This window comes from Pseudomonas sp. GYB4201, assembly GCF_056312595.1.
On the sequence record NZ_JBWGIG010000034.1, the window covers coordinates 58,704 to 70,544 of the forward strand.

The 11,841-nt window shown below is 65.2% G+C and carries 10 protein-coding genes; 5 read left to right on the forward strand and 5 right to left on the reverse strand.

From position 1 onward, the window contains the following. Positions 1 to 221: 221 nt before the first annotated feature. The 3 genes from AC0Z2B_RS25340 to AC0Z2B_RS25350 all read right to left on the reverse strand — a co-directional run bounded on the left by AC0Z2B_RS25340 (position 222) and on the right by AC0Z2B_RS25350 (position 2,970). Positions 222 to 920, reverse strand: coding sequence for a hypothetical protein (locus AC0Z2B_RS25340; protein ID WP_476300280.1), 699 nt, complete (start codon positions 918 to 920; stop codon positions 222 to 224). 267 nt (positions 921 to 1,187) lie between these two features. Further along, a complete protein-coding gene (locus AC0Z2B_RS25345) occupies positions 1,188 to 1,646 on the reverse strand; it encodes a hemerythrin domain-containing protein (protein WP_476300283.1) in 459 nt (152 codons plus the stop codon). A gap of 205 nt (positions 1,647 to 1,851) precedes the next feature. Next, complete coding sequence (locus AC0Z2B_RS25350) at positions 1,852 to 2,970, reverse strand: MBL fold metallo-hydrolase (protein ID WP_476300285.1); 1,119 nt, start codon at positions 2,968 to 2,970, stop codon at positions 1,852 to 1,854. 425 nt (positions 2,971 to 3,395) lie between these two features. Between AC0Z2B_RS25350 and AC0Z2B_RS25355 the strand changes: the two genes are divergently transcribed. Beyond that, the gene (locus tag AC0Z2B_RS25355; protein ID WP_476300287.1) at positions 3,396 to 4,724 is read left to right on the forward strand and encodes an MATE family efflux transporter; all 1,329 of its coding nucleotides are present in this window, start codon (positions 3,396 to 3,398) and stop codon (positions 4,722 to 4,724) included. A gap of 21 nt (positions 4,725 to 4,745) precedes the next feature. Beyond that, a complete protein-coding gene (locus tag AC0Z2B_RS25360; protein WP_416424040.1) occupies positions 4,746 to 5,396 on the forward strand; it encodes a TetR/AcrR family transcriptional regulator in 651 nt (216 codons plus the stop codon). 15 nt (positions 5,397 to 5,411) lie between these two features. Here AC0Z2B_RS25360 and AC0Z2B_RS25365 read toward each other — a convergent pair whose 3' ends face one another. Both AC0Z2B_RS25365 and AC0Z2B_RS25370 read right to left on the reverse strand, forming a co-directional pair. Then, positions 5,412 to 8,108, reverse strand: a complete 2,697-nt coding sequence (locus AC0Z2B_RS25365) for a glycoside hydrolase family 3 protein (RefSeq protein WP_476300289.1) — start codon at positions 8,106 to 8,108, stop codon at positions 5,412 to 5,414. Next, on the reverse strand, positions 8,105 to 8,338 hold the full coding sequence (locus AC0Z2B_RS25370) for a hypothetical protein (protein WP_416427592.1): 234 nt from the start codon (positions 8,336 to 8,338) through the stop codon (positions 8,105 to 8,107). Before AC0Z2B_RS25370 ends, AC0Z2B_RS25365 begins: the two co-directional genes overlap by 4 nt. A 486-nt stretch (positions 8,339 to 8,824) precedes the next feature. Here AC0Z2B_RS25370 and AC0Z2B_RS25375 point away from each other — a divergent pair, with 486 nt between their 5' ends. The 3 genes from AC0Z2B_RS25375 to AC0Z2B_RS25385 all read left to right on the forward strand — a co-directional run. Beyond that, positions 8,825 to 10,549, forward strand: a complete 1,725-nt coding sequence (locus AC0Z2B_RS25375) for a GspE/PulE family protein (protein WP_476300292.1) — start codon at positions 8,825 to 8,827, stop codon at positions 10,547 to 10,549. Position 10,550: 1 nt separating this feature from the next. Continuing rightward, a complete protein-coding gene (gspF, locus tag AC0Z2B_RS25380; RefSeq protein WP_476300294.1) occupies positions 10,551 to 11,744 on the forward strand; it encodes a type II secretion system inner membrane protein GspF in 1,194 nt (397 codons plus the stop codon). A gap of 22 nt (positions 11,745 to 11,766) precedes the next feature. Further along, positions 11,767 to 11,841 (forward strand): type II secretion system protein (locus AC0Z2B_RS25385; RefSeq protein WP_476300299.1); only part of this gene is annotated, 75 nt, incomplete at its 3' end.

Below are 11,841 nucleotides of genomic sequence, written 5' to 3' on the forward strand. Positions count from 1 at the left end.
GCAGCGGCCGAAGGCCGCGTCCAAGGTGCCGCGCTATTTCCGGTACACCGCAGCGAATCCGGACGCTGCCTGCGGCAGCTGCTACAGGGATGCGCGCACCGCCGATTGCGATGCATGCAACGCGTTTTCTGTAGCAGCGGCCGAAGGCCGCGTCCAAGGTGCCGTGCTATTCCCCGCACACCGCAGTGAATCCGGACGCCGCCTGCGGCAGCTGCTACGGGTCAGGTACGCCCGACTAACATGACGGTTTCTATTTGCTGGGTCATTTTTTCGCCCTTGGTGTAGAGCTGGTTGAAGAACAGCCCCTGGATCGACTCCTTCGTCGGGGTAGGGCCCTTGGGCACGAACAGGGCGCCCAGGTCGATGGTCTTGGCGAAGTTGGCCTGGGTCAGGCTGTAGCCGCCCAGGTAGCTGCCGCTCCAGGGCGAGTCGGCGTTGACCACGTCGATGGCGGCGTCGCGGTAGCCCACCGCCGCGTCTTTCAAGTGCGCAGAGCCGTTGAGCAGGGTGTTCAGCTTGGCCAGGTCGGCGCTGCTCAGCTGGCCGCCACTGTTCAGCGCCTTCAGGCTGCCGTCGGCCTGCACGGTGAAACCGAATTTCTTGTCGGCGATGGCCGGGAAGGTCGCGGCCAGGCTGGTCTTGAAGTCGTCGAAGGCTGATTTCAGCGTCGCGTGCGCTACCTGATGGGCGGCGGCCTTCTGCGGGAAGTCCGCCGACTGCTCACGGCCAATCCAGGTATTCACCGCTTCCATGGTCAGGCCCAGCTGCTGCGCGGCCTCGCTGGGGTAATACACCGCGGCCGGGCCGGCCGCAGCGGCTTGCAGCGTTTGCGCGGCCGCCCCGGTGACGGGCTGCAGGGCGATTTTCTGCTCGGAAACCGTGAGGGTGGCCGTCGAGGTGGTGCTGACAGAAAGATCCATTTCATCAGTCCATGTATCGTGATTGGTACTGATGGTATCGGCGGTGATACGTGGAGCTTGAGTGGCAGGACGCAGCCTGCGGCGGCTGCTACGCGGATGCGTATACCGCTTAGATCGCGTCGCCTGCATCGCGGCCAAGGCCGGCTCCTACCACGAACGGCGTAGGAGCCGACTTTAGTCGCGATGCAGACGACGCCATTTCAAGGCAGTTGCTGCCAAGAGTTGCGCGAGGCGTGCCGTGACTTGCTGGCAAGCCAGAGCTGCCACTCAAGCGGCTTTCTGGTGGGCCGCCTTCTTCATGGCTTCCATTTGTGCACCCAGTTCTTCCAGCTTCGCGTCGCCCAGAAGTTCCTGCGCCTGGGGAAACATCTCGCTTTCTTCTTCCTCGATATGGTGCTCGAGCAGTTCCCTGACCACCTTCACCCGGCCGGAAAACTCCACTGTGCCTGGGTCGGTTGCCTGCAGGTCGGGCAATACCAGTGAGTCCACCGTGCGGTGTTCTTCCTTGGCCTCGTAGTACATCACGTCCTGCTCTTTGCTACCCGCCGCCTTGAAGGCGGGGTACAAAATCTCTTCCTCCAGCTGGGTGTGGAGGGTAATTTCCATCTCCAGCTTGGCCAACAGGTCGGTGCGCTTTTTCACGCCGCGCTCCGTGGAGTCGCTCAGTTGCTCAAGAATGGCTTTCACGCGTTTGTGGTCGGCCACCAGCAGTTCGATTGCATTCATTTTCCAGTACCCCTATCACGGTTGACGGACCGATCTGACTGCCGATCCTGGGAGAAGCTGGAAGAGTGGTGCATCGGCTATGCCACTTTCGACCACCGGTACAATCCGTTATTTGCCAAGGGCTTGGGTGATGGTCCAGTGCTTGCCCGCCGTGCACATTGCATGAATGCCGCTTGGCGCGGTGGGCAGATAGCGGCGCGGTGCCTCAATGGCCACTGGCGTTGCTATCCAAGGGAATCGTCTGGCCGTGGTGCAACACCGTGAAAGCGTCATCTGCCATACCCGCGGCCCTGGTCGCCTCAAGCAGCTTTTTCGGCGGCTCGTCCAGGGGTTCGTCGGTCAGTTCGAAGGTGCCCCAGTGAATGCCGATGGCCTTCTTCGCACCGATGTCCTGGAAGATCTTCACGGCCTCGCCCGGGTCCACGTGCTGCGGCCCCATGAACCAGCGCGGCGCGTAGGCGCCGATGGGAATCAGCGCCAGGTCGAAGCCACCGAAGGCCTTGCCGATGCGCTTGCTGTCATTGGAATAACCGGTGTCGCCGGCGAAGTACAGCGAGAACGGCTGCGCAGCCGCCGGTGGCGTCTTCACCGCCCAGCCGCCCCACAGGGTGTCGTTGCGGTCGCCCAGGCTGCGCGCGGACCAGTGGGTGGCCGGCACGAACCAGAAGTCCAGGCCGGACACCCGGGTGTGGTCGCTCCAGTCCAGCTCCTCGACATTGTCGATGCCCTTGTCGGCCATCCATTGCTTGATACCCAGCGGCACCAGGAAGCGCGGCGGGCCGCCGACCTGCTGGTTCAGCGCCTGGACGCTGGCGGTGTCGAGGTGGTCGTAATGGCTGTGGGAGATCAGCACCACGTCGATGTGCGGCAGTTGGTCCAGGGCGAGGCCAGGCGCAACCTTGCGCTTGGGCCCGATGAAGGAGAACGGCGAGGCGCGCTCGGAGAACACCGGGTCGGTGAGGATGTTGACGCCGTTGATCTGCAGCAGGGCGCTGGCGTGGCCGATCCAGGTCAGGGTGTTGCGGGTGTGGTTGGCCTTGAGCGCGGCCACGTCCGGGTGGTCGATGGGGAACTGGTAGTTATTGGCCGGTGGTGGCGGCAGGCGGTTGACGAAGGCGTTCCAGCGCCACTTCCAGACACTGCCGCGCGCCAGGGGGCCGTCGTTGTTTTCGAAATGGCCGTCTGTGCGCGGGGCGTGGTGGATGTCACTGGCGGCTAGCTGTTCGGGCGAGGGCGCCAGCGGCGGCTCGCCGCCAGCGCTGACGCAGGTGGCGGCGCAGAGCAGCGAGAAACCGCATAGCAGGGCGCTGGGGCGAATGGGCACGGGGCACTCCTTGTGGCGGGGGGGCGGTATCGAGTGTAGATAGTCGCGGGGCGGGACGGTTCCGTCGGAATATCCAGTCAAATATTTGGCCGATCGAAGCGATTGCCTTGCGTTAGGACGCTGATTTGTAATTGCGGCCCCTTGAAACTCATCCATCCCATTTCTCCGATCTTTGGACGCTTCATATGCCAGTTGAAACTGAAAGCCGGACTTGGATCCCTGAATCTCCAAGCCAGGAAGTTGAGCAGGCACGCAGAGACCTGACCGAGGAGGCACTGGTCGATGTGAGCTTGGAACAGGTACTGGATTGGGGGGGCAGGACGCCTGTAGCAGCGGCCGCAGGCCGCGTCCTGGCAGCGTCCCGAGATTTGGTGCGTGGTACCGTGGCGCGCTAACATTGGCGTCCATCCCCGAGTACCCCATCCATGCCCACCCCCACCGCCCGGTTCACCGAAGGCTCTATCGCGCGCCATGTGCTGGCCATGGCCAGCACCAGCGCGTTGAGCCTGCTGGCGGTGTTCATGGTGGATATCCTGACCCTGGTCTACGTCTCGCGGCTGGGCGACCAGCGCCTGCTGGCGGCGGTGGGGCTGGCCAAGACGTTGATGTTCCTCAACGGCGCGTTCTCCGCCGGGGTGGTGATTGCCGGCGGCGCGCTGCTGTCGGAGCGCATCGGCAAGCATGGCGGCCAGCGCCTGGCACGGCTGGTGACGCACTTGCTGCTGATGGTGCTGGCAGTGGCGGCAGGTGTGGCGGCGCTGGAATGGCTGGCCATGGCGCCGCTGGCCCGCTGGCTGGGTGCCGACCCCGGCGCGTATGCCTCGGCCCGTGGGTTCGTGTGCATGACCCTGGCCGCCAGCGTGCCGGTGGCGCTGGCGCAGATGAGCGCGCAGCTGCTCAAGGCCCAGGGCCACGTGCGCCTGGCGCTGTGGGTGCTGCTCAGTGGCGCGCTGACCCTGGCGGTGGCCGACCCGCTGCTGATCCTCGGCCTGGGCATGGGCCTGCAGGGCGCAGGCTGGTCGTGTGCGCTGGCGGCGCTGGTGTCGATGCTGGTGGGGCTTTGCTGGCTCAAGCGCCACCTGGGCCTGGCGCTGCGCCTGAATCCACGCCTGCTGTGCCTGCACATCGGCCGCACAGCGCGGCTGGCGGTGCCGGCTATGTTGGGCAACCTGGCCATGCCCGTGGGCATCAGCTACCTGATGATCACCCTGGCCGGGCTGGGCGCCTCGGCGCTGGCCGGCATGGCGGTGGTGGACCGCGTACTGCAACTGGGCTACTGCGTCTATTTTGCCCTGCCCACGGCGCTGGTGCCGGTGCTGGCGCAGAACCTGGGCGCCGGCCGCCATGACCGGGTGCGCCAGGCCATCGCCTTTACAGGCCGCGGCGTGGTCCTCTATGGTGTGGCGTTCTGGCTGCTGGTGCTGGTAACGGGCCCGCTGGTGGCCGACTATTTCCACCTGCAGGGCAATGGCCGCGACATTTTCCTCACCGTGACGCGCCTGGGCATGGGCCTGTGGGTGCTGTTCGGCCTGGACTTCGTCGCCCAGTCGCTGTTCCTCACCCTGGGCCGCGCCTGGTGGGTGCCCACCTTCGGCTGGCTGCGCGGCACCCTGGGCACCCTGCCATGGGTGTACGCCGGTGCCCACGGCCATGGCGCCAGCGGCGCGGTGCTGGGCATGTGGCTGGGCAACGCGGTGGTGGCGCTGCTGGCGATCATCACCGCCTGGCGCCTGCTGCGCCGGGCCAATCAATGAATTCAAGTGCAACGGGTTTTTATGTCAGATACGGATAACCAGCACGACGCGGCGCAGCTGCCAGCCCCCAAGCGCCGGCGTGCGCCCAAGGGCGAGATGCGCCGCATGGCGTTGCTGGACGCGGCCACGCAAGTGTTCGCCAGGGACGGTTACCAGGGCGCGTCGATGCGTGACGTGGCCGACATCGCCGGCATCACCACCGTGGGCCTGCTGCACCATTTTCCCAACAAGGTGGCGCTGCTGCGGGCCTTGCTTGACCGTCGCGACCAGCGCGTGACCGAGCGTTTCAGCGAGCTGGAAACGGCGCCCACCCTCGATGGCTTCCTGCGCTTTCTGCGCATGAGCATGGGGTTCAGCGTGGAGGATGCGGCGGAGTGCCAGGCGGCACTGATGATCAACGTCGAGAGCCTGTCGGACAAGCATCCGGCGTTTCCCTGGTACCAGGAGAAATTCGAGGTGGTGCATGGCCACGCCCAAGCGCACCTGGCGTCACTGGTGGCCAGCGGCGCGATCCGCGCGGACGTGCAACCCAGGACCCTGGCCCTGGAGCTGTTCTCGGTGATGGATGGCCTGCAGATCCAGTGGCTCAGGGGGCGGGACAGCGTCGATGTGATGCAGGTGTTCGACGCCTACCTGGGCCGCCTGGCCAAGGATCTGCAGCCTCATCCCTGAGGCTGCGTCAGCCGCTTAATAGGTCTGCGAGGTGGACACCTGCACGGCCTTGCGCAGTGGCTTGGGCAGCGGGTTGCTGTCGCTGGTGGTCAGTTGCTCGGCGTACAGCGTGGTCAGCGTCTGGCTCAGCGACAGGTCGGCGGAGCTGGTGCCGACACGGATCTTGAACTTGCCGGCATCGACGTTCCAGCTGTCGGTGTTGTCCACGTAATAGGCCAGCGAACGCGAGTCCAGCGGGATGCTCACGGTCTTGCTCTCGCCCGGCTTGAGGTACACCTTGGTGAAGCCCTTCAGCTCTTTCTCGGGACGGTCGACGCTGGGGTTCACCGGCTGCACGTACAGCTGCGCCACTTCATAGCCGGCCTTGGCGCCGGTATTGGTGATGGTGAACTTGGCGTTGACGGTGGCGCCCGGGGTCAGCACGTTGGTCGACAGTTTCAGGTCGCTGTAGCTGAACGTGGTGTACGACAGACCAAAGCCGAACGGGTACAGCGGCTTGGTGTTGCGCTTGTCATACGCGCGGTAGCCCAGGTACAGGCCTTCGCTGTAGGTCAGCTGGGTGAGGGCGTTGTCGCCACGGTACTGCGCCGGGTCCGGGTAGGAGGCGTAGCTGGCATTGTCCTCGATCTGCTTGTCGATGGTCACCGGCAGCTTGCCCGACGGGTTGACCTTGCCGAAGATGATCTCCGCCAACGCCTGGCCGCCTTGTTGGCCTGGCAGCCAGGCTTCCAGGGTAGCGCCGACTTTCTTCGCCCATGGCTGCATGTTGGCGATGCCGCCGCCGTGCATCACCACGATGGTGTTGGGGTTGGCCTTGGCTACCGCGCTGATCAGGTCAGCCTGTTGGTCGGGCAGGTCGAAACCGTGGTCCGAACCTTCGCCTTCGTTCTCGTAGTTGGTGCCGGCAGACACCACCACCGCGTCGTACTTGGACAAGTCCTTAGGCGCAGCCAGCGCCGCCCAGCTCATCTGCACGCCCGCCAGGCCGCCCAGGGCCGGGGTGAAGTTGCCCTGCACGCGCTCGTATTCCAGCTTGACGGTGTAGGCCTTGCCGGCGGTCAGCGAAGCGGTCTTGCCCGAGGTGACCAGGGCGTTGACCACGTCCGAGGAGTACGGCACGCCGTCGCTCTGCAGCACCAGCACGTCGTTCACCCACAGCTTGTACGGGCCGTCGGCGCGCACCTTGAACACCTGCGGGCCGGTCACGGTCGGCTTGATCACGCCGGTGAAGCGGGCCGAGAACGCGCCGGCGGTGGGGGTGAAGCCTGACACGGTGGTGGTGCCGGCGTTGGTGACGTTGGTGCTGGTGGTCCAGTTCAGGTTCACGCCGGGCTCCACGCGGGTCAGCGCCGGGTCGCCGGAGAAGCTGGTGTTGGCGTAGTACTCGGCCTTGATGCCGGAGTTGCTGACGTCGCTGCTGCCGCTGGACGGCTGGTACCACACCGACGCCTGCGGGTTCAGGCTCAGGGCTGGCAGGTAGGTGACATTGCTGCTGTCGGACGCCAGCTGCTGCAGGCCGCTGAGTTCGGTCACGTAGCTGTTGGGTGGCGAGTTGGCGGTGCCGAACGGCGAGCCCGGGGCCTGGTACGCCCAGTCACCGATCACGGCGATCTTGGCGCTGCGCGCCAGGGGCAGCAGCGGGGCGCCGGCGCTGGTGTTTTCGTTGCGCAGCAGGATGGTGGACTCGCGCGCGGTGTCCAGCGCGGCCTTGGCGCCGTACTCGGTGTGGGTCAGGGTCTGCGCGGTGTTCAGGTGTTCCTGCAGGTCATAGCTGACAATGCCGCGCAGGTTGCGCTTGACCTTGTCGTCGATGACGTTCTGGGTCAGCTGGCCGCTGTACAGCAGTGGCAGCAGGTTGGCCTCGGTAAATTGCAGGCCCGACGGCATGTCGATGTCGGTGCCGGCCCAGGCGCCCTTGAAGGCATCGTGGATGGCGTTGAAGTCGCTGATCACCATGCCCTGGTAGCCCCATTCGCCCTTGAGCACGTCGGTGATCAGGTGATGGTTCTCGCAGGCGTAGTCGCCGTTGATCTTGTTGAAGCCGCACATGATCGACGCCACGTTGGCGTTCTTGACCATCGACTCGAAGCCCGGCAGGTACATCTCGCGCAAGGTGCGCTCGTCCACCACCACGTTCACCGCCTGGCGGTTGGCTTCCTGCTCGTTGGCCAGGTAGTGCTTGCCGCTGGCCTGGATGCCCTGGGCCTGGATGGCGTTGACCACGGCCGGGGCCAGCACGGCGCCCAGGAACGGATCTTCACCGCTCAGGTACTCGGCCGCGCGGCCGCCGTAGGGGGTGCGGTACAGGTTGACGCCCGGGGAGAGCATCTGCTGGCCGCCGGAGATACGCGTCTCGTAGGCGATGGCCAGACCGAATTCCTTGGCGCGGTTGATGCTCCAGGTGGCGGCAATGGCTGACTGCGACGGGTACTGCGCGCCGAAGGTGGCGTTGTTGACGTGCACGCCCATGGACGAGTCATAGGCCACGGTGCCCTGGATGCCCCACTTGGTCAGCTTGGGGATCATGTGGCCGTCGTCGACGCGGGTGAAGTTGATCTTCTCCGAGGTGCTCATGTTGTCGAGGATCGAGCTGACCCGCGCTTCCACCGCATCGCCGGTGGCCGGGGTGACTTCGGCCAGCGCCAGGTTGGCCTGGGCCACGCTGAAGGCCAGCACGCTGAGGCTTAGCGCCTGCTTGAATACCCTGCTCATTGTTGCTGCTCCTGGCTGGGGGCGTCGTCGGTGACCACCGGGTCGTCTTGCACGGTGGCGGCGGTGGCCTGGGCGGCCTTGCTCACGCTGGCGGCGCCGGACAGTTGGTCGCGCTTGGCTTCCAATTGTTCGCGAAGTTGCTCGTGCGTGTTGGTCGTGGAAGTTGTATCCGCCGCCAGCGCGCAGAAACTCTGGGCGCACAAGAGCACAGTGCCCATGACGGGCAACATGAGTCGGTTCATCGATTGATTCTCGAGTGAAGGTTAAATGATGGCACTTCGATGTTATTGCGAAGTTGCGCCGAAGTGTAAGTCCCGATGATGCCTTTAAAAGTTCAATGTTCGCAAAGATATTTTTCCGAACGGATAAAAAGCGCCGGAAAAGCGATGAAGGGGCATACGGGTGAGGGGGCGATACTGGCTGAATTCTTCATGAATAATGGAAAAACGTTATGTTCAGTTGCGTAAAATTGGCTTTATTTGGGTTATTATTGATGTCTAATGATTGTTTTGAGCAATAAATAGTCAATCTAGTAAACCTAATTGCAGTTAGGTTTTAGGTTCTGGTAAGCTGTGTCAGCGTTGAAAAATACGCTCGCTCATTCTATTGATACTTTCCTGTTAGTTGCTCGCCTGGGCTGTTTCGTGCGCCAAGTACGAAGGCGCAAGTGTGCGTTTATTATTAAATACTTCGTGGCCTGGCCATCGAGCGATACTGTGTCGTCAGTCATAACGTCCGCCGGGTGCGTGCAACTTCCCACGCAACTCGAACTGTGCCAGTGGTTGGCCGAACATACTGAAGTCAAAGTCTCGGACATTAACCGGGCGCGCAAGCTGTGCCTGGCCGAAAGTGGCAGCGACGACGACATCCTGCGCACCCTGGTGCGCCTGGGCGCCGTGCGTGACGAGGAGGTGGCCCAGGCCTGCGCAGCCCTGCTGGGCGTGCCGCGCCTGGACCTGGCGCAGCTGCCCGATGACGCCGCGCCGCCGCTGCTGGGCAGCGAACGCTTCCTGCGCCATCATGGCCTGGTGGTGCTCGACGCCCAGCCGGCGCACATCGAGGTGGCCGCCAGCGCGCCGCTGTCGGCGTACGCCCTGGATGCCCTGCGTTACTGCGCCCAGCGCCCGCTGACGCTGGTGATCGCCACCGCCGCCGAGGTCAACACCCTGATCGAACGCTTCCACGGCCAGGGCCGCAGCGCCATGGACGCGCTGATCGAGTCCCTGGACGGCGAGCCGGACGCCCAGGAAGACATCGAGCACCTCAAGGACCTGGCCTCCGAGGCGCCGGTGATTCGCCTGGTCAACCTGATCCTGCAGAAGGCCGTGCAGGACCGCGCCTCTGACGTGCACGTGGAGCCTTTCGAGGACCAGTTGCAGGTGCGCTACCGCGTCGACGGCCTGCTGGTGCAGGGCGAGGCGCCACCGCCCAGCCTGGCGGCGGCGGTGATCTCGCGCTTGAAAATCATGGCCCGGCTGGACATCGCCGAGCGCCGCCTGCCGCAAGATGGCCGCATCATGCTGCGCATCCAGGGCAAGGAGCTGGACCTGCGGGTGTCGACGGTGCCCACCAGCTTCGGCGAGTCGGTGGTGATGCGCCTGCTCGACCGGCAGACCGTGAGCTTCGATTTCCCCACCCTGGGCATCGACGGCCCGCGCCTGCACAGCCTGCTGGAGCTGCTCGAGCGCCCCCACGGCATCTTCCTGGTCACCGGCCCCACCGGCTCGGGCAAGACCACCACGCTGTACACCGCGCTGTCGCGGCTCAACACCGCCGAGCGCAAGATCATCACCGTCGAAGACCCGGTGGAATACCAGCTGGCGGGCATCAACCAGATCCAGGTGAAACCGGCCATCGGCCTGGATTTCCCGGGGGCGCTGCGCTCCATCGTGCGCCAGGACCCGGACGTGATCATGATCGGCGAGATGCGCGACCTGGAAACCTGCCGCATCGCCATCCAGTCGTCGCTCACCGGCCACCTGGTGCTGTCGACCCTGCACACCAACAGCGCCGCGGCGAGTATCACCCGGCTGCTGGACATGGGCGTGGAGCATTACCTGATTGCCTCGACCCTGCAGGGCATCCTCGCCCAGCGCCTGGTACGGCGCCTGGACCCGGCCACCCGGGTGGCCTTCGAGGCGCCGCCGGAGCTGGTCGCGCGCCACCGGCTGGACCAGTACACCGCGCAGCGGCCCATTGTGCTGTACCGCCCGGCCACCGACAGCCCTGGCGGCGGTTACCACGGCCGCAGCGCCATCACCGAACTGCTGGTGATGAACGACGAACTGCGCAGCCTGCTGATGCGCCAGGCTGACGCCGCCACCCTTGAACAGGCCGCGCGCCGCCAGGGCCTGGTGACCCTGTACGAGGACGGCCTGCGCCAGGCGCTGGCTGGCATCACCTCGCTGGAAGAAGTGCTGCGCGTGGCACGGGGCGACTGACATGCAGACCTTCCGTTACCGCGCCCTGGCCGCCGATGGCACGGCCCACAAGGGCAGCCTCGACGCCGCCAGCGAACAGGCAGCCGTGGCCCAGTTGCAAGGCCGCGGCTGGCTGGTGCTGAGCCTGGAAGCCGGCAGCGCGCGCAGCGCCCGTGCCAGCCAGGCCATGAACGGCGCGGCCCTGGTCAGCTTCACCCAGCAACTGGCGACCCTGCTGGGCGCCGGCCAGCCGCTGGAGCGTTCGCTGGGCATCCTGCTCAAGCAGACCCAGGAAGCCAAGGCCCGCGCGCTCATCGAACGCATCCGCGAACAGGTCAAGGCCGGCAAGCCGTTGTCCCAGGCCCTGGAAGAAGAGGGCGGGCAGTTCTCCACGCTGTACATCAGCATGGTCCGCGCTGGCGAGGCCGGTGGTGCCCTCGAAAATACTTTACGGCAGCTCAGCGACTACCTGGAACGCAGCCAGACCCTGCGTGGCGAGGTGATCAACGCGCTGATCTACCCGGCGTTTCTGGTGGTGGGTGTGCTCGGTTCGCTGGCCTTGCTGCTGGCCTACGTGGTGCCGCAGTTCGTGCCGATTTTCCGCGACCTGGGGGTGCCGATTCCGCTGATTACCCAGGTGATCCTGGCCATGGGCGAGTTCTTGAGTGCCTGGGGCCTGGTGGTGCTGGCCGCGATCATCGTGCTGATCTGGGGCAGCGCCATCGCCCTGCGCGACCCGGCCCGGCGCCAGCGCAACGACCTGCGTCTGCTGAAAATCAACGTCATCGGCCCGCTGCTGCAACGCATCGAGGCCGCGCGCCTGGCGCGCACCTTGGGCACCTTGCTCAGCAACGGCGTGGCCCTGCTGCAGGCGCTGCTGATCGTGCGCCAGGTGTGCAGCAACCGCGCCATAGTCGCCCAGGTGGAACAGGCCACCGACTGGGTCAAGGGCGGCGGCACGCTGGCCAGCGCCTTCGGCCAGCAGCCGCTGCTGCCGGAACTGGCCGTCCAGATGATCGATGTCGGCGAACAGGCCGGCGAGCTCGACGGCATGCTGCTGAAAGTCGCCGAGGTGTTCGACGTCGAAGCCAAGCGCGGCATCGACCGCCTGCTCGCAGCGCTCGTGCCCACGCTCACGGTGGTCATGGCGGTGATGGTCGCCGTGATCATGCTCGCCATCATGCTGCCGCTGATGAGCCTCACCAGTAACATTTAAAGGACCACACCCCATGAAAACCATGAACACGGGCCGCCGCCAGGGCGGTTTCACCTTGCTGGAAATGCTCGCGGTGATCGTGCTGCTGGGCATCGTC